Here is a 20728-nt window from a genome sequence, read left to right as displayed (position 1 = left end):
TGTTGTTACTATGAATAGTAAAGTTCAAATTCTACCGGATGTGGGGTCATATTCACACGTTCAACCTCTTTGCGGCGAATACCGATATAAGCATCAATAAAGTCTTTCGTGAACACGCCACCTTGTGTTAAGAACTCAAAATCATTGCTTAATGCATCAAGGGCGGATTCTAAAGAAGAAGCAACCGTTGGGATATCCTTTAACTCTTCCGGCGGTAAGTCGTATAAGTTTTTATCCATTGCATCGCCCGGGTGGATTTTGTTGATCACGCCGTCTAAGCCAGCCATTAACAGGGCGGCAAAGCAAAGATATGGGTTTGCCATTGGATCCGGGAAACGTGCTTCTACACGGGTCGCTTTCGGGCTGGTCACAGCCGGAATACGGATAGAAGCAGAACGGTTACTTGCAGAGTAAGCCAATAACACCGGTGCTTCAAAACCCGGCACTAAACGTTTATAAGAGTTCGTTGTTGGGTTGGTAAAGGCATTTAATGCTTTCGCGTGTTTAATGATGCCGCCGATATAATAGAGGGCGGTTTCCGACAAGCCGGCGTATTTATCGCCCATAAACACATTTTTGCCGTCTTTGCTTAATGACATATTACAGTGCATTCCCGAGCCGTTATCGCCAGCGAATGGTTTTGGCATAAAGCAGGCAGTTTTGCCGTGTTCTACAGCAACATTTTGCACGATGTATTTGTAGATTTGCGTTTCATCGGCTTTTAAGGTCAGGCTGTTGAATCGGGTTGCGATCTCATTTTGCCCTGCGGTAGCTACTTCGTGGTGGTGAGCTTCAATCACCAAGCCCATCTCTTCCATTAATAAACACATTTCAGAACGAATGTCGTGGGCGGTATCAATCGGTGCAACCGCACAGTAGCCGCCTTTTTTCAACGGACGATAGGCGTTGTTGCCTTCTTCAAATTTACGGTTGGTATTCCAAGCCGCTTCTACATCGTCAATGCGATATGACACATTGTTCATTTCGGTGCTAAAACGTACATCATCGAACAAGAAAAATTCAGGCTCCGGCCCAAACATGACACTATCGGCAATACCGGTGGATTTCAAGTAGTTTTCGGCACGGATTGCAATAGAGCGAGGGTCGCGGTCATAAGACTGCATTGTGTTTGGATCGTAAATGGAACAACGAATAGAAAGGGTAGGAATACGGGCGAAAGGGTCAACTACAGCGGTTTCAGCAATCGGCATTAACAACATATCTGCTTTGTTAATTGCCTTCCAACCTTCTACGGACGAACCGTCGAACATTTTGCCTTCCTCGAATAAGTCTTCCAAATCGTTGGCAACTAAGCTGACAGGGAGCGAAACCCCGTGTTCTTTACCTTTAATATCAGTAAATTTTAATAAGACAAATTTAATATCATTGTCTTGAATCAGTTTAGATACATTAGCGATTGCGTTTGACATAGTAAAATAAGTCCTCGTTGGGATAAATGAATAATAAAAAAGCTCGGTTATCATAGCATTTTTTAATCAAGCGTGTGATGTTTTTTAGTGTTTCAAAGCTAAAAGAAGTTGCAGTAATGTTGCAAATTTTTGCTAAAATCCTACCGCTTGCATATTGTTTGTATGGTGGGGGGAGAAAAGCGTGTAATGTTGCCGATTTATCATATTCTAGGCTCCGAGATTGAGCATCATAACCAACGGGTTTTAACCTTTTTTCAGCAAGAGCTGTTGCCTTTACTGCCGGACTCCGAACATTTTTTCTATGTGGTAGGCAAGCTTTCACTGCAAACTGCTTTTCCTCATTTGCGAATTGAGCAGTTCTCTTCACAAAAAGCGATTGCGAACGCCTTAATTGCAAAAAAACGGCAAAATCCGACCGCTTGTTTTCTGTTGCACGGGCAGTTTAACCCTTGGATTTGGCTGGCGATAGCCTTAGGCAGATTGCCGACCACCAACCTGATTTGGCATATTTGGGGGGCAGATTTATATGAAATGGCAACTTCGTGGAAATTCAAGCTGTTTTATCCGCTTAGGCGTATTGCCCAACAAAAAATCTTACAGGTTTGGGCAACGAGGGGCGATCTGGATCATTTGTGGCGAAATGTGCGGGCAAGATCAGAACAGGATCATTTAATCTATTTCCCCACGAAATTAGGTGATCAAATAAAAATTAGCCCCACACAAAATGATCGCTTGACGATATTGCTCGGCAATTCAGGCGATCCGGCTAACGATCATATTCAAGCCTTAAGCGAGATTCATCAACGGCTTGGGAACGATGTGCAGATTATTATGCCAATGGGCTATCCGGAAAATAATGAAAACTATATTCGGCAGGTGGAAACCTATGGCAAGCGGTTATTTTTGACGGAAAATTTGCAAATTTTGCGGCAGAAGCTGAGCTTTGAAGAGTATGTTACGTTATTGAGCCATTGTGATCTCGGCTATTTCAATTTTAAACGCCAGCAAGGCATTGGCACGATCAGCCTGTTGATTCGCCATAATGTGCCTTGTGTGTTACATTCAGCCAATCCGTTTGGGTTGGATCTACAGGCAGAAAAAGTACCTTATTTGTTGGCGGAAAACTTGACTCTTGCATACATTCAAACAACCAAACAACAACTGAAGAGCATCGATAAAAACCGCATTGCGTTTTTTGCTCCGGGCTACACTAAACTATGGCAACAGCGATTAATCGAATTAATGCAGAATGAATAATTTAATACCACTCGGCGGATTTTATCTTGTTTCTGTCGGGCTATTTTTCACCTTACTCTGTCGGCTTTATCAGAAATCGGGACTTTCTTTCCATTTACTGTTTAGCTTGCTCTATTTTGTTACTTTTTACGCCGGTTTTCCGTTTTCGTTAGCGATGGCATTTGGCTTTGATTACCCGCTGCCGGAGTTGAAAACACAATGGCAGGTTTTTGTAACCGCAGGTGTTGGCTATTTGATTTATTATGCTGTCTATTCACGCCTTTGGAGTGCTTTGTCGCAACCAACTGCTCTTGTTGCAAATTTTCAGGCAAAAACGACCGCTTGTATTCTTGCCGGTGTGGCAGTTGTTGCTCTGCTATATTTCCTTTATTTAAACGGATTCCTGCTTTTCAAACTCGAAAAATATAGCCAACTGTTTGCCAAAGATAGGGTCATACTTTCGGCATTAAAACGATTTTTCTACTTTTTATTGCCGGCGTTGTTAATTTTTTGCTTCCTATATAAGAATAAAACAGCGTGGTGGTCGTTACTAATTGTTGGTGGGGCATTCGGCATATTAAGCTATGTGGCGGTAGGTGGCACACGGGCAAATTTGGCACTGGCGGTCGGCTTTTTCTTATTGATTGGGCTACAGCAAGGCTATCTCTCATTATCAAAAGTGATTGGCGTAAGCCTAATCGGCGTGGTGGCGATGTTTTTCCTTGCATTAGCCCGTTACAAACTTACCCTTTCCGGTAGCGAGATGATTTACACCTTCTTATATTTAAGCCGAGATACTTTTTCGCCTTGGGAAAATTTAGCCCGTCTATTTTCTAATGAGGTGGAATATCAAGGTTTAATGCCGATTGTGCGGGATTTTTATGTGTATATTCCACAATCTTTATGGCAAGAACGCCCTGAGATCGTCTGGAACACGGCAAATTATTTCACCAAAGTGATTTTAGGCAATCAATCAGGGTTGGCAATTTCACCTACTTTGCTTGGCTCTTTCTATATTGTGGGCGGATTTAGTGCTATGGCGTTGGGAATGGGCGTAGTAGCAGTGATGATTAAAGCCCTAGATAACCTATTCGCTTACGCCAAAGCGTGCAATTCCGCCTTGCTGCAAGCCTACTGCTTCGGCAATTTATTCAATTTGATCGTATTAGTACGAGAGGGCATCGATGCTTTTGTTTCCCGTTTTTGTTTTTTCACGCTGATATTTGTGGCTTGCTATTTGCTGGCGAAAATCGTTTCAATGGGGAAAAATAATGTTCGATAGGGTTATTATTCGGGGCATTGCGTTACAAGCGGTCAAAAATCGGGAAATTTTTGCAAATTGGCTGATGAATGAAAACCGGATTCATTTCGGAAGATTAGTGGCAATTAATGCTGAGAAAGTGATTCTGTCGGAAAAAAATCCGTTGTTACGCCGGGTGATAGATGAAGCCGAGTTCAACTATGCAGACGGCATCAGTGTTGTTCAATCGATTCGAAAAAAATATCCGAACTGCAACATTGAACGAATTGCCGGAGCCGATTTATGGGAAACCTTAATGCAAAGAGCCGGAGCGTTAAATGTGCCGGTGTTTTTGGTTGGAAGCTCTGCGGATACCCTAACGAAGGTGGAAGCAAAATTGGCACAATGGAAGGTGAATATTGTCGGTAGGCAGAATGGCTATTTTAAGGCGGAGCAAGAACAGGACGTTATACAGCAAATTAAAGCAAGTGGCGCGAAGTTTATTAGTGTGGCAATGGGAACTCCAAAACAGGAACTTTTTATCCAACAGTTACAACAACAATATCCACAAGCGTTATATATGGGAGTTGGGGGAACTTACGATGTGTTTGCCGGTAAAGTGAAACGAGCTCCTAAAATGTGGCAAAATTTGGGGTTGGAATGGCTTTATCGACTATTGAAACAGCCAACCCGCTGGCAAAGGCAATTAAATTTACTAAAATATGCCTATTACTATCTGACAAATCAGCTCTAAAAAACGCATTTTTTGACATTTATTAAACGTTTTGAATAAAATAAGACCAAACAATACATTTTTTTACATTTTTTTTAAAAAGTGCTAGACAAGGGAAAATGAAATCTATAATATACGCCTCCGTTGCGACGCATTAAGTTGAATTGATGTAAATCGAAGCGTTCGTAGCTCAGTTGGATAGAGCGTTGGCCTCCGGAGCCAAAGGTCGCAAGTTCGAATCTTGTCGAGCGCGCCAGATGTCAATGCGGCACTATCAACACAATGGTGGCTATAGCTCAGTTGGTAGAGCCCTGGATTGTGATTCCAGTTGTCGTGGGTTCGAATCCCATTAGCCACCCCATTCAATACTCTTGTGAGTATCAGACGGCGAGTAGCGCAGCTTGGTAGCGCAACTGGTTTGGGACCAGTGGGTCGTAGGTTCAAATCCTATCTCGCCGACCAATTTATTTTTTGTTCTTTAACAATTTATCAGACAATCTGTGTGGGCACTTGTTGATTGACTTGATTGAAAATATTTTTTTAATTTTGAAGTCTTAGTAGGTGCTAACTAGAAATTCATTACTTTCTTTTAACCTGATTTTAATTAGGTTTAAATTTGAAAGTGCGATTTTATGTCAGCAGTATTGAGCGATTAAACTTTTTGAATTGAAGAGTTTGATCATGGCTCAGATTGAACGCTGGCGGCAGGCTTAACACATGCAAGTCGAACGGTAGCAGGAAGAAGCTTGCTTCTTTGCTGACGAGTGGCGGACGGGTGAGTAATGCTTGGGAATCTGGCTTATGGAGGGGGATAACTACTGGAAACGGTAGCTAATACCGCGTAATGTCTTAGGACTAAAGGGTGGGACCATTTGGCCACCTGCCATAAGATGAGCCCAAGTGGGATTAGGTAGTTGGTGAGGTAAAGGCTCACCAAGCCCGCGATCTCTAGCTGGTCTGAGAGGATGACCAGCCACACTGGAACTGAGACACGGTCCAGACTCCTACGGGAGGCAGCAGTGGGGAATATTGCACAATGGGGGGAACCCTGATGCAGCCATGCCGCGTGAATGAAGAAGGCCTTCGGGTTGTAAAGTTCTTTCGGTGACGAGGAAGGCGATTGTTTTAATAGAACAGTCGATTGACGTTAATCACAGAAGAAGCACCGGCTAACTCCGTGCCAGCAGCCGCGGTAATACGGGGGGTGCGAGCGTTAATCGGAATAACTGGGCGTAAAGGGCACGCAGGCGGTTGTTTAAGTGAGGTGTGAAAGCCCCGGGCTTAACCTGGGAATTGCATTTCAGACTGGACAACTAGAGTACTTTAGGGAGGGGTAGAATTCCACGTGTAGCGGTGAAATGCGTAGAGATGTGGAGGAATACCGAAGGCGAAGGCAGCCCCTTGGGAATGTACTGACGCTCATGTGCGAAAGCGTGGGGAGCAAACAGGATTAGATACCCTGGTAGTCCACGCCGTAAACGCTGTCGATTTGGGGATTGGGCTTTAAGCTTGGTGCCCGTAGCTAACGTGATAAATCGACCGCCTGGGGAGTACGGCCGCAAGGTTAAAACTCAAATGAATTGACGGGGGCCCGCACAAGCGGTGGAGCATGTGGTTTAATTCGATGCAACGCGAAGAACCTTACCTACTCTTGACATCCATGGAATCTTGTAGAGATATGAGAGTGCCTTCGGGAACCATGAGACAGGTGCTGCATGGCTGTCGTCAGCTCGTGTTGTGAAATGTTGGGTTAAGTCCCGCAACGAGCGCAACCCTTATCCTTTGTTGCCAGCGATACGGTCGGGAACTCAAAGGAGACTGCCGGTGATAAACCGGAGGAAGGTGGGGATGACGTCAAGTCATCATGGCCCTTACGAGTAGGGCTACACACGTGCTACAATGGCGTATACAGAGGGCGGCGAGCCAGCGATGGGGAGCGAATCTCAGAAAGTACGTCTAAGTCCGGATTGGAGTCTGCAACTCGACTCCATGAAGTCGGAATCGCTAGTAATCGCAAATCAGAATGTTGCGGTGAATACGTTCCCGGGCCTTGTACACACCGCCCGTCACACCATGGGAGTGGGTTGTACCAGAAGTAGATAGCTTAACCGAAAGGGGGGCGTTTACCACGGTATGATTCATGACTGGGGTGAAGTCGTAACAAGGTAACCGTAGGGGAACCTGCGGTTGGATCACCTCCTTACCGATAATCAAGAACGACAGCAAGTGTTCACACAGATTGTTTGATAAAAGAAGACAAAACCGAAGGTCATCCGTTGGGTCTGTAGCTCAGGTGGTTAGAGCGCACCCCTGATAAGGGTGAGGTCGGTGGTTCAAGTCCACTCAGACCCACCACTCAGAAGGCAAGCGAAAGCGAAGCGACTATGAGTGAAGAAAACGGAAGATGAAATGGGGATATAGCTCAGCTGGGAGAGCGCCTGCCTTGCACGCAGGAGGTCAGCGGTTCGATCCCGCTTATCTCCACCAATCATCATGACTTTAGTCATCATACCTAAGATTACAAGCGGTTAAAAATGCCGAATGTTTTGCAATTTTAGGTATGATGATAGGCGAAAGCCATAATCTTTGTTCTTTAACAATATAGAAACAAGCTGAAAAACTGAGAGATATTTCAAGTTCGTTACGCATAAGTAATTATACATAAGTGATAACGAATAAATTGAAAGTCTGAGTAGTAAAAAATCTTGACTGAACAAAAGCAGTCAAGTGTTTAGTTGTAAACTGACTTCATAGTTTTTTACTTTTTACTTTTAATTTTTTAGAAGTGTTAGAAAACATTTGAGGTTGTATAGTTAAGTGACTAAGCGCACAAGGTGGATGCCTTGGCAATCAGAGGCGATGAAGGACGTGCTAATCTGCGAAAAGCTTGGATGAGTCGATAAGAGGCGTTTAATCCAAGATGTCCGAATGGGGAAACCCAGTAGGTGAAGAACCTACTATCACCCAGTGAATACATAGCTGTGTGAGGCAAACCGGGAGAACTGAAACATCTAAGTACCCCGAGGAAAAGAAATCAACCGAGATTTCGTTAGTAGCGGCGAGCGAACGCGAAAGAGCCAGTTAGTGATAGCAGTGAAGTTAGGGGAATGTTCTGGGAAGGACAATCGTAGAGGGTGATAATCCCGTACCTTAAAACCTTATTGTGATACTAGGCTAACAACAAGTAGGGCGGGACACGTGATATCCTGTTTGAAGATGGGGGGACCATCCTCCAAGGCTAAATACTCCTGATTGACCGATAGTGAACCAGTACTGTGAAGGAAAGGCGAAAAGAACCCCGGTGAGGGGAGTGAAATAGAACCTGAAACCTTGTGCGTACAAGCAGTGGGAGCAGATTTATTCTGTGACTGCGTACCTTTTGTATAATGGGTCAGCGACTTATATTTTGTAGCAAGGTTAACTGAATAAGGGAGCCGAAGGGAAACCGAGTCTTAACTGGGCGTCTAGTTGCAAGGTATAGACCCGAAACCCGGTGATCTAGCCATGGGCAGGTTGAAGGTTGGGTAACACTAACTGGAGGACCGAACCGACTAATGTTGAAAAATTAGCGGATGACTTGTGGCTGGGGGTGAAAGGCCAATCAAACCGGGAGATAGCTGGTTCTCCCCGAAATCTATTTAGGTAGAGCCTTGAGCGGACACCTTCGGGGGTAGAGCACTGTTTCGGCTAGGGGTCCATCCCGGATTACCAACCCGATGCAAACTGCGAATACCGAAGAGTGATACTCAGGAGACACACGGTGGGTGCTAACGTCCATCGTGGAGAGGGAAACAACCCAGACCGCCAGCTAAGGTCCCAAAGTCTATATTAAGTGGGAAACGAAGTGGGAAGGCTTAGACAGCTAGGATGTTGGCTTAGAAGCAGCCACCATTTAAAGAAAGCGTAATAGCTCACTAGTCGAGTCGGCCTGCGCGGAAGATGTAACGGGGCTCAAATATAGCACCGAAGCTGCGGCATCAGACGAAAGTCTGTTGGGTAGGGGAGCGTCGTGTAAGCGGAAGAAGGTGGATTGAGAAGTCTGCTGGACGTATCACGAGTGCGAATGCTGACATAAGTAACGATAAAACGAGTGAAAAACTCGTTCGCCGGAAGACCAAGGGTTCCTGTCCAACGTTAATCGGGGCAGGGTGAGTCGGCCCCTAAGGCGAGGCTGAAAAGCGTAGTCGATGGGAAACGGGTTAATATTCCCGTACTTGTAATAACTGCGATGTGGGGACGGAGAAGGTTAGGTTAGCAGACTGTTGGATGTCTGTTTAAGCCGGTAGGTGGGAAGATTAGGCAAATCCGGTCTTCCTTAACACCGAGAAGTGATGACGAGTCTCTACGGAGATGAAGTAACTGATACCACGCTTCCAGGAAAAGCCACTAAGCTTCAGGTTATTATAAACCGTACTATAAACCGACACAGGTGGTCAGGTAGAGAATACTCAGGCGCTTGAGAGAACTCGGGTGAAGGAACTAGGCAAAATAGCACCGTAACTTCGGGAGAAGGTGCGCCGGCGTAGATTGTAACCCCTCGCGGGTGAAGGTTGAACCGGTCGAAGATACCAGCTGGCTGCAACTGTTTATTAAAAACACAGCACTCTGCAAACACGAAAGTGGACGTATAGGGTGTGATGCCTGCCCGGTGCTGGAAGGTTAATTGATGGTGTTATCGAAAGAGAAGCTCCTGATCGAAGCCCCAGTAAACGGCGGCCGTAACTATAACGGTCCTAAGGTAGCGAAATTCCTTGTCGGGTAAGTTCCGACCTGCACGAATGGCATAATGATGGCCAGGCTGTCTCCACCCGAGACTCAGTGAAATTGAAATCGCCGTGAAGATGCGGTGTACCCGCGGCTAGACGGAAAGACCCCGTGAACCTTTACTATAGCTTGACACTGAACATTGAATTTTGATGTGTAGGATAGGTGGGAGCCTTAGAAGCAGTCACGCCAGTGATTGTGGAGGCGTCCTTGAAATACCACCCTTTAACGTTTGATGTTCTAACGAAGATTACGAAACGTGGTCTCGGACAGTGTCTGGTGGGTAGTTTGACTGGGGCGGTCTCCTCCCAAAGAGTAACGGAGGAGCACGAAGGTTTGCTAATCACGGTCGGACATCGTGAGGTTAGTGCAATGGTATAAGCAAGCTTAACTGCGAGACAGACAAGTCGAGCAGGTGCGAAAGCAGGTCATAGTGATCCGGTGGTTCTGAATGGAAGGGCCATCGCTCAACGGATAAAAGGTACTCCGGGGATAACAGGCTGATACCGCCCAAGAGTTCATATCGACGGCGGTGTTTGGCACCTCGATGTCGGCTCATCACATCCTGGGGCTGAAGTAGGTCCCAAGGGTATGGCTGTTCGCCATTTAAAGTGGTACGCGAGCTGGGTTTAGAACGTCGTGAGACAGTTCGGTCCCTATCTGCCGTGGGCGTTGGAGAATTGAGAGGGGCTGCTCCTAGTACGAGAGGACCGGAGTGGACGCATCACTGGTGTTCCAGTTGTCTCGCCAGAGGCATTGCTGGGTAGCTACATGCGGAAGAGATAAGTGCTGAAAGCATCTAAGCACGAAACTTGCCTCGAGATGAGTTCTCCCACACAATAAGTGTGTAAGGGTTGTTGGAGACTACGACGTAGATAGGCTGGGTGTGTAAGTGTTGTGAGACATTGAGCTAACCAGTACTAATTGCCCGAGAGGCTTAACTATACAACGCTCAAATGTTTTTAGGCTTGTTTTTGTATTGAGAAGAAAGAACGAAAATAGAGAAGAAATGAATCAAAGTGAAGTTAATGGCATAATTAACTGAAACTGAAGATAGAAAAGAATTTTCCCGACGACAAGAGTGCTGTGGTCCTACCTGACCCCATACCGAACTCAGAAGTAAAACGCAGTGACGTCGATGGTAGTGTGGTGATTCGCCATGTGAGAGTAGAGCATCGTCGGGGTTTTAATTTTAAGCGAGATTGAGTGAAAGCGAAAACTTAATCAAAAGCGAAGCGCAAAGAAGAAGTAAATAAAAAGAAGAGCCGCCTGTAGAGATACAGGCGGTTTTTTGTTGTGGTGGTAAAGGTAAAAAACGCACGGAAAATGACCGCTTGTTATCGGAGAGGAAAGAAGGCTCAAGAATACAAGCGGTTGTTTTTTAGGGAAAATCTGCAAATGCTTTTTTAGCTCCATTCAAGCGTATAAGGCTTAATACCAATCCCTTCACTATTAAGACAGTCTTGTAGATTTCTAATATTATTAACAATATTTTCGGTAATTAGGTTGGCTTGTTTAACTTTTTCTTCAGTAACATTGGGATCTTTTTCGTTGAATAAAATCGCATTTAATAATCTTTCTGCGTGCATACCCTCTCGGCAGTAATGTAAAACACCGACATCATTAAATGCAGTAGCTACAGAGCTAATTTGTGTAGTGGCTATGCCTAAAGCACCATCTTCTCCACCTAATTCTTGGAAGAGCTGATGTTGTGGAAAGCCGCCACAAGCGAGGAAGAAACTACGCCGAAATACAGTGTTGCCTGCACCAGTCATTTGCATATATTGCCAAGCTAACTCAAAATTAGGGTGAGAACTGTAGCGTTGCTCTAAGTTTACCGGTTTTAAAGCTAACCGAACCAAACAGGTTTCTGGTTTGAATTCAAAGATCTTTGCTGCAACTTGTAACGCTCTGTTTTCGTAGGCATCATCGGCATCTAAGAAGGCAATCAATACCGCTTCACTTTGCATTGCTCCCCAATTACGAGCTTTTGCCACACCACCATTTTGTGGCATTTGTTCTACTCTGATTTTATCCGGTACTTGCGATTGGAGTTGTTTAGCCAGCAAAAAGGTATTATCAGTTGAGCCATCATCTACAATCCACAATGTGTCTAGTTCCGGTTGGTTTAGCACGCTTTGCACCGCTCGAACCAGAGTTTCTTCGGCGTTATAGCAAGGAATAATCACATCAATCATATAAATTTAGCTTCTTGCTCAGTCACTTTTAAAATAGAAGCATAATCGCTCTTCCAATCGCCTAACACAATACGGGTAAATTTTTCTTCCATGTGAATAGCTTGTCGATGTGTATGCCCGTGGATCAGCCTTGAGACCTTAAATTGTTCGACAATATTGGCAGTAAATTCAGGGTTTACATCCATAATTTCTGCCGGTTTCTCGCCTTTTTCTTGTTTGCTTTTTGCCCTAATTTTTTGAGCAATACGAATCCGCCACGATAGTGGTAAGCAAAGAAAGAAAGCCTGTCGCCATTTTTGGTGTACTTTTCGCCGAAATTGTTGATATTTCACATCATCAGTACAAAGCGTATCGCCGTGGCAAAGCAAGGTAGATGTGCCGAATAAATCTATAACGTGATAATCAGGCAAAATAACCATACCCGTTTGTTCGCTGAATCGTTTGCCAATTAAAAAATCACGATTTCCGCAAATAAAATAGCATTTTGTACCGCTTGTAGTGAGGGTTTTGATTGCCTGTTTAACGGTTGAAATGAGTTCAGACTGCTCATCATCGCCAATCCAGAAATCAAACAGATCACCTAAGATATAAACCGCTTCTGCAAGTAGTGCTTTTTCTTGCATAAATTGCAAAAAGAGGTGGGTAATTTCAGGCTGATTTTCATTTAAGTGGAGATCGGCAATAAAATAGTACGTCATTTGATATTGTTGATAAAAAAGAAAACGGTTCAATTTTTTACAAAATCGAACCGTTTGTCAAAGGGTAATCGGGATTAATCTTTAAAAATGCCACGAATAAATTGCACTGAGAGGAAGAATAAGAATGCTAGTACAGCATAAAGTACATAGCTGATAATAGGCTTGCTGACCGTTTCTGCTTCTTCTAATGGCTTGATAGAAACAATATTTCTAAATTCGTTTAACCAGTTGATTCTCCAGCCGTAATATTTAATTTGCACGCGTTGTTTTTCGTTAGCGTAGGCTTGAGCTTTGGCTTGAATGTCGGCAGAGCCGAATTTGAAATAAGGTGGGAAGCCCCAACCGGTATCTTCATTGCGATAAACCATTACTTTTTTAGTGCCCGGCTCTTCGGTGAATAGGAAATAAACATCACGCACCTCGCCATCAGCAGGGTTAGATTTGCTGATCACGCCGTCTTTATCCATTCGGCGAACTTCCATACCGGTGACGACAGTGTCTTCATAGCTCGGCATTGCATAATTGACCGCTCCGCCCAAAACAATAAAAAAGGCAAGCGAGACTAAAATTAAGAAAAATTTAAGCATTGTTCTCATAGGTTTTCCTTATAATTGAATGTTGAATAAGTGTTGCACATTTTCGGTTGTAATGCGAGCTAATTCTTCAGTTGAAACGCCTTTTAATGTCGCCACATATTCACAAGTTTCTCGCACATACGCCGGCTGATTCGGCTTGCCACGATAAGGAATTGGAGCAAGATAAGGCGAATCGGTTTCTACCAATAAGCGATCTAACGGCACTTTTCGCACCACCTCTCGGAGTTCTTCTGCATTGCGGAAAGTAATAATGCCTGAAATTGAGATATAAAAGCCGATATCTAAAGCCCTTTTTGCCATTACCCAATCTTCGGTAAAGCAATGCAACACCCCACCGCATTTTTCGGCATTATGTTGTTCCAACATATCCATCGTATCTTGGCGTGCCGAGCGAGAGTGGATAATGAGTGGCTTATTGAGTTTGTTTGCAATTTCAATTTGCTGAACGAAAAGCGATTGTTGCAACGCTTTGGTTTCCGGTGTGTAGTGATAATCCAAACCGGTTTCTCCAATCGCAACCACTTTCGGATCTTGGGCGAACTGAAATAATTTGTTGTAATCGAAAGGTTCATCTTCCACATTCAGCGGGTGAATGCCACAAGAAAGCGAGACATCATTACGATGAGCGGTTAAGTTTTTCATTGCCTCAAAACGCCCGACTGTGGTACAAACCGAGATAAAATGATGCACCCCTCGGGCTTTGGCATTTTCAATCACTTCGTCCACGTTTTTGTGGCGAGTTTCGTAGTCTAGTGAGTCCAGATGACAATGTGAGTCTATGATAAATAAGTCTTTCATTTTAGAGATATTTTTGATGATCCATGCGGTTATTTAAAATACGGATAATAAAAAGGTAATTTTGTTTTTGCTGATAATAAATAGTATGCGACTTACAGACGAAGCTAAAAATATTTATGCCTATCATCATTTCTGAGCCGCCCCATTCGAGGAAATATTGATATTTTATCTAAAGTTTCTTTTAAGGATCGTAAATATTCATTTGATTGCTTCAGCCCAAATTGCTCGGTAGTATATTGAGTAATGGATAATAAATCTTTTTTGGCTTTGGCTGAGAATTTATACATTTATAAATGCTCCCTTGCCTGAGCGACAATTTCATCAAAAGTATCATCGCATTCTCCGCTATCAATACCTTCTTGAATCGCATATCGTAACTGAGCCAAATATTGTTCTTTTTCCTCGAGCATTCGTAAAGCCGTTCTCACTACTTCACTGGTAGAGCCATAACGCCCACTTGCCACCATTTCATTCACAAAATCATTTAGAGGTTCGCCTAAAGTCACGCTGGTTGTTCTTGCCATAATATTCTCCTTGTGTGAATTATTCATACAATAACAAAGATAAATAATTTTGCAAGTTATAAACTATATTACAGGGCTAGAAGCCTCTTTTTACGGCCATTCTATGAGGGAGGGCTTTTACTCAAACACCAAAACTAACTTTGTCAGGCAATCTAGCAACATCAATTCCGGGTTGACGGCGTTGATTTCGGTTAAATCCCGCTGGGTTTGTTGGAGAATTTGATGTCCTTTGAGTAAGCCGTGGGTGGTGAGTTGTTGGCTAAAAGGGATAATGCCGTTTTGGAGATCCGGGTTTAGCCAACCGTAGCTGATTGCCATTTTGGCTTTTAGGGCATCGCTAAAGAAACTTTCCAGCCATTCGAGTTGCTGTAAAATCAGCTCTTTTTCTTGGGCGAAGGCTTGGAATAACAAGAATACATCGTGGCTTTTGTAGAAACGCCAGAAGGTTTGCAAAAAGGTTTTTCGCTGTTGCAAGCGGTCATTTTCGATAAAATTTTTGCAAATTAGTGGGCGTGAGTGGCAAAGGCGGAGTGCAATCTCTAAGTCGTCGGTTGAGATTGCCGGAAATTGTGTTTGTAGCCAAGCCATTACTTCTGAGGCTTGTGGGGCGTAAAGTACCCAAGTTTGGCTGCGACTTTGAATAGTGGCTAAAACCGTTGCTTGAAGTGGTGCCTCAAGCAAGAAATAGACGTTTTCACGAGGCTCTTCCAATGTTTTGAGCAGGGCATTACTGCTTGCTTCGGTTAAGCGATCAACTCCTCGAATATAAACGACAGTATTTCCCCCTTGTTGGGCGAAATTCTGGAGTTTATAAATCAGCTCACGCACTTGGTCGATACCAATATCTTTGCCCTCGATCGGCTCGAGAATGTGGAAATCGGGGTGGTTGTTGCTCTGCATCAGTAGGCAACTTTTGCATTCAAGACAAGGTTGATGGCGGATTTTTTGGCTACAAAGCAACCATTCAGCCACCTTGTAGATTAAGGTGTCTGTGCCAAGACCGACATCTGTTTTGAACAGCAAGGCATGATGACCTCGCCCTTGTAAAAATGAATCGGTAAGTTGTTGATAAGTACTTTCAAGCCAAGGATACATTATTTCAGCCAGTTTCTAATTGCTTGTTGAATATCCGCAGTCACCTGTTCGATGGGTTGTTCGGCGTTGATGATCACGGCTTTATCGTTGTGTTGGGTTAATTCTAAATAACGCTCTCGTGTGCGGTAGAAGAAGTCAAGGCTTTGCTGTTCGATGCGATCTAATTCGCCTCTGCCTCTGGCTCGTTCTAAACCAATCACCGGATCGAGATCCAGATAAATCGTTAAATCAGGCTCGAATGTGCCAAGCACCGATTCTTTTAAGGTTTCGAGCAAGTGGCGATCCAATTTTCGTCCACCGCCTTGATAGGCTTGCGAAGACATATCGTGGCGGTCGCCTAGCACCCATTTGCCTTCGGCAAGGGCAGGTTTGATCACATTTTCGACTAATTGAACACGGGCAGCGTAGAGCATTAGCAGCTCTGCTTTGTCGCTCACAGGTTCTTCGGTTTCGTGTTTAATTAAATGGCGGAGTTTTTCGGCAAGGGGGGTGCCGCCGGGTTCTCGGGTCATTACTACGTCAGTAATACCGGCTTGTTCCAGCTCTTTGAGAATCACTTGGTGAGCAGTGGTTTTGCCTGCGCCCTCTAAGCCTTCAATTACAATAAATTTTCCACGCATATTGTTCTCACTATTTTTGTTCATTTTTGCGTTTACGTTCAATTTGAATCCATTCTGCCACCGCTTTATTATGCTCATTCAGTGTTTTGCTGAATTTATGACCGCCAGTACCGTCTGCCACAAAATAGAGGTAGGGTGTATTATCCGGGTTGGCAACCGCTTTAATTGAGGCTTCGCTCGGCATTGCAATCGGCGTTGGAGGTAAGCCGTCAATCTGGTAAGTATTGTATGGCGTTACCTCTTCTAAATCTTTGCGGCGGATATTGCCGTTATAACGATCGCCCATTCCGTAAATGACGGTTGGGTCGGTTTGCAGTCGCATATTGTTGCGTAAACGGTTAATAAAGACCGATGCCACTTGTGGGCGTTCGGTCGCAATGCCGGTCTCTTTTTCCACAATCGAGGCAAGAATCAGCATTTCGTATGGTGTTGCAAGCGGTAGATTTTCCGCTCTATTTTGCCAAGCCTGTTCCAACGCCGTTTTCTGCTTTTGATAAGCCCGTTTAAGCAAGGCTAAATCGGTGGAATTGGGCGTGTAGTTGTAAGTATCCGGGGCTATCCAACCTTCGATTTTTTCGTGTGGAATGCCGAGTAAGTCAGCGATTTCTTTCTCCGATTTACCCTGTAGGGTATGCTGTAAATAATCGGCTTTCGCTAGTTGTTCCCGCCAAATTTTAAAGGTTTTGCCCTCAATAAATTGCACATTAAGTTGTACTTCTTTGCCTGAGCTTAAATGAGCGAGCAAATCTTTTACTGTCGTTAAGCCTGCGAGTGAATAAGCACCTGCCTTGAATTTGCTTAACTCAGGGTATAATCGCATTAAATAAGGGATAAGATCGGCATCATCGTGGGTGACAATGCCTTGCTCTTCTAACAGAGCAGCTAATTTTTGGCTGGAAACGCCTTTTTCCAATACGAAAAGTTGATTCGGCTGAACCGTGATTGGGTGTTCGGCTAAAGAGGTGAGTTTTTGGTAGCCGTAAAACAGCCCACCGCAAGCAATAACGCCGGCTAAACCTAACGCAATAAGGATTTTTTTTAGCATTGGATGAATAAAATAAAAGTGATAAAAATTGACTGAATTCTACTATAAAGCGGTTGTTTTTTCAGAAAAATTTGCAAATGAGATTTGAGTAAATGGTGGGTCATGAAGGATTCGAACCTTCGACCAACGGATTAAAAGTCCGCTGCTCTACCGACTGAGCTAATGACCCCAGGGGAGTTTTGAAATTAATGGTGGGTCATGAAGGATTCGAACCTTCGACCAACGGATTAAAAGTCCGCTGCTCTACCGACTGAGCTAATGACCCTTAGAGGTGTTTTGAAGATTAATGGTGGGTCATGAAGGATTCGAACCTTCGACCAACGGATTAAAAGTCCGCTGCTCTACCGACTGAGCTAATGACCCATAATCTTGCGTAACGAGGGCATATCTTACGGATTTTTAAAACTTTGGCAAGTTTTTTTTATCGAAAAATGGTTGAGTGTGCGGTTTGTAAGCAATTTAGCAAAAAATTAGCCGGATTTGTTGGCGGAAAATGAAAAGAGAAACGGGCTTTTATCTTTTTCTGAAAATAAGCTATAATCACGCCGTTTATTTAACCTATTATAGAAGGAAACCAAAATGGGCTTAGAATTAGTTCCTGCCGGTAAAGAATTACCGGACGATATTTATGTTGTAATTGAAATTCCGGCAAACTCTGATCCAATCAAATATGAAGTGGACAAAGAAACCGGGGCATTATTTGTGGATCGCTTTATGGCAACCGCAATGTTTTATCCGGCAAACTATGGTTATGTGAATAACACCTTATCATCAGACGGTGACCCGGTTGATGTATTAGTGCCAACACCATATCCGTTACAACCGGGTTCGGTGATTCGTTGCCGTCCTGTTGGCGTGTTAAAAATGACCGATGAAGCCGGCGGTGATGCAAAAGTGGTTGCTGTTCCACACACCAAATTAAGTAAAGAGTATGACCACATCAAAGATGTAGGTGACTTACCGGCGTTATTAAAAGCACAAATCCAGCACTTCTTCGAAAGCTATAAAGCATTAGAAGCGGGCAAATGGGTGAAAGTAGAAGGTTGGGGCGATGTAAACGAAGCTCGCCAAGAAATCTTAGAATCATTCGAGCGTGCTAAGAAATAATTATTTATTTTTGAATGCCAAGCAAATTTGTTTGGCATTTTTTGTGGGATATAAAATGAAATTCATCAAAAAATTAAGTTATTCAGTTTTTTTAGCAACAGTGATTACCGCTTGTGCCACAACAGAAAGCATTAACCAAGAAGCGGCTCAAAGTTATGCTCAAGTGAAAACCCAAGCTCGTCAGCAAAATGCGATTGACAATTCGTCTGCCACCGCTAAGCGGATTCACACTGTTTTTCATAAAATGAAGCCTTATGCGGAAAGAGCCAACCAGACTGGTGTACCTTTTCATTGGGAAATTACCGTATTGAAATCGGATGAACTCAATGCGTGGGCGATGCCGGGCGGTAAAATGGCGTTTTACACGGGGTTAGTGGAAAGACTTAATTTATCGAACGATGAAATTGCAGTGGTAATGGGACACGAGATGGCTCACGCACTGAAAGAACACGGTAAATCAGACCGTACGGTTAGCGCTATTACCAGTATTGTAGGTGCTATTGCAGATGTGGCTGTGACTGCCTCAACAGGCGTAAGTACCGAAGGTTTACTCAGCACTGGCGTGGATTTGATTGCCACCAAGCCATTCTCTCGCAGCCAAGAGACTGAGGCGGACGAAGTTGGGTTAATTTTAATGGCAGAATCAGGCTACAACCCATCAGCAGCGCCGAATGTTTGGGTAAAAATGAGCAAAGCCAATGGCGATTCGGGTTTATCCATTTTCTCGACTCACCCATCAAATGCTGACCGTCAAGAAAACTTAGCCCGCCTAGTGCCGGAAGCAATGAAGATTTATAACGCCCGCAAATAATTGACTATCGGTCGTTTTTCGCAAAAAAATGCTCTTGAGTATTCAAGAGCATTTTTCGTTAAGAGTTAGTAACGCACAAAACCCACTAACTCATATACCTTATCTAATGTTGCTTTGGCTCTGGCTCGAGCTTTCTCCGCACCTTCACGATAGATTTTTTCCAATAACGCTTCATCTTGGCGGTAGTGATGGTAACGTTCTTGCAGATTGGTTAATAGTTCGGAAACTTTATCTGCCACTTCCGTTTTTAAATGACCGTACATTTTACCGTCAAATTCGGTTTCTAATTCGGCAATAGTTTTGCCGGTAATGGCGGAGAGAATATCCAATAAATTCGAGACTCCGGCTTTATTCTGTACGTCATAACGCACTACAGGCGGTTCATCGCCATCGGTCATTGCCCGTTTGATTTTCTTCGCTACCGCTTTCGGATCTTCCAATAGTCCAATCACATTGTTGCGATTATCGTCCGATTTTGACATTTTCTTAGTCGGCTCAAGCAGTGACATCACTCTTGCCCCGGATTTCGCAATAAAGACTTCCGGCACTGCAAAAACTGGCTCAATTAGGTTGCCTTCGGCATCTTTTTTGCCGTATAACGCATTGAAACGGTTGGCAATATCACGGGTGATTTCCAAGTGCTGCTTTTGGTCATCGCCCACCGGCACTTGGTTGGCTTGGTAAAGCAGAATATCTGCCGCCATTAATACCGGATAAGTAAATAAGCCTACATTAACATTCTCTTCATAGCGTGCCGATTTATCTTTAAATTGTGTCATACGCCCCATTTCACCGAAATAGGTGTAGCAGTTCAGCACCCAAGCTAATTGGGCGTGTTCCGGCACATGGGATTGAATAAAAATGGTGCTTTTGTTTGGGTCAATGCCACAAGCCAAATACAGGGCTAACACATCTAAGGTTGATTTGCGTAGCGATTCCGGATCTTGGCGAACGGTAATGGCGTGTTGATCGACAATACAATACACGCAATCATAATCATCTTGCATTTTCACCCAGTTGCGTAATGCCCCTAAGTAGTTGCCAATCGTTAATTCACCTGAGGGCTGCACGCCACTAAATACAATAGGTTTGCTCATTTTATCTTCTCGTTTTAATTGCAAAAAATTCTAGAAATTATACCGCTTGTCACCTTATTCGCCTACAATTTTCAACACATCTTTAAATTCAGATGTCACAAAAGTCGGGTTAGATTGTTCAATTGGCACATTGTAGTTATAGCCGTAAGTTAGTCCAACCACATCACAACCGGCGGCTTTGGCGGCAATCACATCATTTTCGGAGTCGCCGACAAAGAGTAATTCTGATGGTGTGATGCCGAATTTTTCGCAGATAAAAAACATCGGATCAGGGTGCGGTTTGATTTTCGGGAGCGATTGCCCGCCAAGGGTTTCATCGAATAAATGATAAATGCCGAAAGCGGAAAGCACCGGCTCGACTAATTTGGTCGGTTTGTTGGTAATTACTACCAGCGGGTAGTCGTTTGCTTTGAGGCTTTCTAAGGTTTCTTTCACATTTGGGAACAGGGTGCTTTCTTCACAAACATAGGTGGCGTAGTATTTATCAAAGCTCACTCGCATTTTCACCAACTCATCGGCTTGGAAAATTCTGCCGGTGTGAGCAACCGCATTTTGGAAAAAAATATCTGCCCCTTTACCGATCCAAGTCAGCACTTTTTCTTGTGTAACCGTTGGCAAACCGGCTTCTAAAAACATGGAATTAGCGACAAGGGTAAGATCAGGGAGGGTGTTGATTAGCGTTCCGTCCAAGTCGAAACCGATGACTTTGTATTTTTTACTCATAGTATATCCTTCA

At 43.9% G+C, this 20728-nt stretch carries 17 protein-coding genes, 8 tRNA genes and 3 rRNA genes; 13 read left to right on the top strand and 15 right to left on the bottom strand.

Features of this window, described 5'->3' with window-relative positions; genetic code table 11:
- Positions 1-8: 8 nt before the first annotated feature.
- Positions 9-1430 (bottom strand): type I glutamate--ammonia ligase, encoded by a 1422-nt coding sequence (glnA, locus tag ACJ7Z2_RS01555; protein ID WP_409500575.1) that lies wholly within the window; start codon positions 1428-1430, stop codon positions 9-11.
- Positions 1431-1616: 186 nt separating this feature from the next.
- Between glnA and ACJ7Z2_RS01550 the strand changes: the two genes are divergently transcribed.
- From ACJ7Z2_RS01550 to rrf, 11 genes are all read left to right on the top strand, one after another.
- A complete protein-coding gene (locus tag ACJ7Z2_RS01550; protein WP_409501094.1) occupies positions 1617-2687 on the top strand; it encodes a TDP-N-acetylfucosamine:lipid II N-acetylfucosaminyltransferase in 1071 nt (356 codons plus the stop codon).
- A complete protein-coding gene (locus tag ACJ7Z2_RS01545; RefSeq protein ID WP_409500574.1) occupies positions 2680-3948 on the top strand; it encodes a WzyE family oligosaccharide polymerase in 1269 nt (422 codons plus the stop codon). The genes ACJ7Z2_RS01550 and ACJ7Z2_RS01545 overlap by 8 nt, the downstream gene beginning before the upstream one ends.
- Positions 3938-4660: a lipopolysaccharide N-acetylmannosaminouronosyltransferase gene (gene wecG, locus ACJ7Z2_RS01540; protein ID WP_409500573.1), complete on the top strand. Its 723-nt coding sequence runs from the start codon at positions 3938-3940 to the stop codon at positions 4658-4660. Before ACJ7Z2_RS01545 ends, wecG begins: the two co-directional genes overlap by 11 nt.
- Before the next feature lie 158 nt (positions 4661-4818).
- Positions 4819-4895: transfer RNA gene (locus tag ACJ7Z2_RS01535), tRNA-Arg, on the top strand.
- Positions 4896-4924: 29 nt separating this feature from the next.
- Positions 4925-5000: transfer RNA gene (locus ACJ7Z2_RS01530), tRNA-His, on the top strand.
- Between the two features lie 24 nt (positions 5001-5024).
- Positions 5025-5101 (top strand) — tRNA-Pro (locus ACJ7Z2_RS01525).
- A 201-nt stretch (positions 5102-5302) separates the two neighbouring features.
- A 16S ribosomal RNA gene (locus ACJ7Z2_RS01520) occupies positions 5303-6842 on the top strand.
- A gap of 75 nt (positions 6843-6917) precedes the next feature.
- Positions 6918-6994, top strand: a tRNA-Ile gene (locus tag ACJ7Z2_RS01515).
- Between the two features lie 56 nt (positions 6995-7050).
- Positions 7051-7126: transfer RNA gene (locus ACJ7Z2_RS01510), tRNA-Ala, on the top strand.
- Positions 7127-7450: 324 nt separating this feature from the next.
- Positions 7451-10348, top strand: a 23S ribosomal RNA gene (locus tag ACJ7Z2_RS01505).
- Between the two features lie 123 nt (positions 10349-10471).
- A 5S ribosomal RNA gene (rrf, locus tag ACJ7Z2_RS01500) occupies positions 10472-10587 on the top strand.
- Together the 16S, 23S and 5S rRNA genes with 5 tRNA genes alongside form the textbook arrangement of a ribosomal RNA operon.
- Positions 10588-10809: 222 nt before the next feature.
- On the opposite strand, the gene ACJ7Z2_RS01495 is transcribed toward rrf, so the two are convergent.
- The 12 genes from ACJ7Z2_RS01495 to ACJ7Z2_RS01440 all read right to left on the bottom strand — a co-directional run bounded on the left by ACJ7Z2_RS01495 (position 10810) and on the right by ACJ7Z2_RS01440 (position 17340).
- Positions 10810-11601, bottom strand: a complete 792-nt coding sequence (locus ACJ7Z2_RS01495) for a glycosyltransferase family 2 protein (protein WP_154703512.1) — start codon at positions 11599-11601, stop codon at positions 10810-10812.
- Entirely contained in the window at positions 11598-12299 is a 702-nt protein-coding gene (lpxH, locus tag ACJ7Z2_RS01490) for a UDP-2,3-diacylglucosamine diphosphatase (protein ID WP_154703511.1), read from the bottom strand. The genes ACJ7Z2_RS01495 and lpxH overlap by 4 nt, the downstream gene beginning before the upstream one ends.
- A 74-nt stretch (positions 12300-12373) precedes the next feature.
- Positions 12374-12895 carry a DUF1523 family protein gene (locus ACJ7Z2_RS01485; RefSeq protein ID WP_409500572.1) on the bottom strand — a complete coding sequence of 174 codons (522 nt, stop codon included), beginning with the start codon at positions 12893-12895 and terminating at the stop codon, positions 12374-12376.
- A gap of 9 nt (positions 12896-12904) precedes the next feature.
- Entirely contained in the window at positions 12905-13693 is a 789-nt protein-coding gene (locus ACJ7Z2_RS01480) for a TatD family hydrolase (protein WP_409500571.1), read from the bottom strand.
- 104 nt (positions 13694-13797) lie between these two features.
- The gene (locus tag ACJ7Z2_RS01475; protein ID WP_409500570.1) at positions 13798-13980 is read right to left on the bottom strand and encodes a type II toxin-antitoxin system RelE/ParE family toxin; all 183 of its coding nucleotides are present in this window, start codon (positions 13978-13980) and stop codon (positions 13798-13800) included.
- Positions 13981-14217 (bottom strand): type II toxin-antitoxin system ParD family antitoxin, encoded by a 237-nt coding sequence (locus ACJ7Z2_RS01470; protein WP_126301270.1) that lies wholly within the window; start codon positions 14215-14217, stop codon positions 13981-13983. It lies immediately after the preceding gene.
- 117 nt (positions 14218-14334) lie between these two features.
- The gene (locus ACJ7Z2_RS01465; protein ID WP_409500569.1) at positions 14335-15312 is read right to left on the bottom strand and encodes a DNA polymerase III subunit delta'; all 978 of its coding nucleotides are present in this window, start codon (positions 15310-15312) and stop codon (positions 14335-14337) included.
- A complete protein-coding gene (tmk, locus tag ACJ7Z2_RS01460; RefSeq protein ID WP_409500568.1) occupies positions 15312-15932 on the bottom strand; it encodes a dTMP kinase in 621 nt (206 codons plus the stop codon). The genes ACJ7Z2_RS01465 and tmk overlap by 1 nt, the downstream gene beginning before the upstream one ends.
- Before the next feature lie 10 nt (positions 15933-15942).
- Positions 15943-16977 (bottom strand): endolytic transglycosylase MltG, encoded by a 1035-nt coding sequence (gene mltG, locus ACJ7Z2_RS01455; RefSeq protein WP_409500567.1) that lies wholly within the window; start codon positions 16975-16977, stop codon positions 15943-15945.
- 93 nt (positions 16978-17070) lie between these two features.
- A tRNA-Lys gene (locus tag ACJ7Z2_RS01450) sits at positions 17071-17146 on the bottom strand.
- A gap of 20 nt (positions 17147-17166) precedes the next feature.
- Positions 17167-17242 (bottom strand) — tRNA-Lys (locus tag ACJ7Z2_RS01445).
- A 22-nt stretch (positions 17243-17264) separates the two neighbouring features.
- Positions 17265-17340 (bottom strand) — tRNA-Lys (locus ACJ7Z2_RS01440).
- Positions 17341-17556: 216 nt separating this feature from the next.
- Here ACJ7Z2_RS01440 and ppa point away from each other — a divergent pair.
- Positions 17557-18084: an inorganic diphosphatase gene (ppa, locus tag ACJ7Z2_RS01435; RefSeq protein WP_006248512.1), complete on the top strand. Its 528-nt coding sequence runs from the start codon at positions 17557-17559 to the stop codon at positions 18082-18084.
- A gap of 55 nt (positions 18085-18139) precedes the next feature.
- Complete coding sequence (locus tag ACJ7Z2_RS01430) at positions 18140-18895, top strand: M48 family metallopeptidase (RefSeq protein ID WP_006248513.1); 756 nt, start codon at positions 18140-18142, stop codon at positions 18893-18895.
- Positions 18896-18960: 65 nt separating this feature from the next.
- Here the strand turns inward: ACJ7Z2_RS01430 and trpS are convergent, their stop codons facing one another.
- Together trpS and ACJ7Z2_RS01420 are read right to left on the bottom strand one after the other, a co-directional pair.
- The gene (gene trpS, locus ACJ7Z2_RS01425) at positions 18961-19992 is read right to left on the bottom strand and encodes a tryptophan--tRNA ligase (protein ID WP_409500566.1); all 1032 of its coding nucleotides are present in this window, start codon (positions 19990-19992) and stop codon (positions 18961-18963) included.
- A gap of 54 nt (positions 19993-20046) precedes the next feature.
- On the bottom strand, positions 20047-20715 hold the full coding sequence (locus ACJ7Z2_RS01420) for a phosphoglycolate phosphatase (protein WP_409500565.1): 669 nt from the start codon (positions 20713-20715) through the stop codon (positions 20047-20049).
- Between the last annotated feature and the right edge of the window lie 13 nt (positions 20716-20728).

Source organism: Mannheimia glucosida (genome assembly GCF_046267875.1).
Taxonomy (GTDB): Bacteria; Pseudomonadota; Gammaproteobacteria; order Enterobacterales; family Pasteurellaceae; genus Mannheimia; species Mannheimia glucosida.
The sequence above is the reverse complement of the archived record's forward strand: the minus strand, read 5'-3'. Positions and strand labels throughout refer to the sequence as shown.

Excerpts from the sequence above, each read along its gene's own strand:
- ACJ7Z2_RS01430 (WP_006248513.1), top strand. The coding sequence starts at position 18,140 with ATGAAATTCATCAAAAAATTAAGTTATTCAGTTTTTTTAGCAACAGTG.
- ACJ7Z2_RS01545 (WP_409500574.1), top strand. The coding sequence starts at position 2,680 with ATGAATAATTTAATACCACTCGGCGGATTTTATCTTGTTTCTGTCGGG.
- ACJ7Z2_RS01480 (WP_409500571.1), bottom strand. The coding sequence starts at position 13,693 with ATGAAAGACTTATTTATCATAGACTCACATTGTCATCTGGACTCACTA.
- ppa (WP_006248512.1), top strand. The coding sequence starts at position 17,557 with ATGGGCTTAGAATTAGTTCCTGCCGGTAAAGAATTACCGGACGATATT.
- glnA (WP_409500575.1), bottom strand. The coding sequence starts at position 1,430 with ATGTCAAACGCAATCGCTAATGTATCTAAACTGATTCAAGACAATGAT.
- lpxH (WP_154703511.1), bottom strand. The coding sequence starts at position 12,299 with ATGACGTACTATTTTATTGCCGATCTCCACTTAAATGAAAATCAGCCT.
- ACJ7Z2_RS01495 (WP_154703512.1), bottom strand. The coding sequence starts at position 11,601 with ATGATTGATGTGATTATTCCTTGCTATAACGCCGAAGAAACTCTGGTT.
- trpS (WP_409500566.1), bottom strand. The coding sequence starts at position 19,992 with ATGAGCAAACCTATTGTATTTAGTGGCGTGCAGCCCTCAGGTGAATTA.
- tmk (WP_409500568.1), bottom strand. The coding sequence starts at position 15,932 with ATGCGTGGAAAATTTATTGTAATTGAAGGCTTAGAGGGCGCAGGCAAA.
- wecG (WP_409500573.1), top strand. The coding sequence starts at position 3,938 with ATGTTCGATAGGGTTATTATTCGGGGCATTGCGTTACAAGCGGTCAAA.
- ACJ7Z2_RS01550 (WP_409501094.1), top strand. The coding sequence starts at position 1,617 with ATGTTGCCGATTTATCATATTCTAGGCTCCGAGATTGAGCATCATAAC.
- ACJ7Z2_RS01485 (WP_409500572.1), bottom strand. The coding sequence starts at position 12,895 with ATGAGAACAATGCTTAAATTTTTCTTAATTTTAGTCTCGCTTGCCTTT.
- ACJ7Z2_RS01420 (WP_409500565.1), bottom strand. The coding sequence starts at position 20,715 with ATGAGTAAAAAATACAAAGTCATCGGTTTCGACTTGGACGGAACGCTA.
- ACJ7Z2_RS01470 (WP_126301270.1), bottom strand. The coding sequence starts at position 14,217 with ATGGCAAGAACAACCAGCGTGACTTTAGGCGAACCTCTAAATGATTTT.
- ACJ7Z2_RS01465 (WP_409500569.1), bottom strand. The coding sequence starts at position 15,312 with ATGTATCCTTGGCTTGAAAGTACTTATCAACAACTTACCGATTCATTT.
- ACJ7Z2_RS01475 (WP_409500570.1), bottom strand. The coding sequence starts at position 13,980 with ATGTATAAATTCTCAGCCAAAGCCAAAAAAGATTTATTATCCATTACT.
- mltG (WP_409500567.1), bottom strand. The coding sequence starts at position 16,977 with ATGCTAAAAAAAATCCTTATTGCGTTAGGTTTAGCCGGCGTTATTGCT.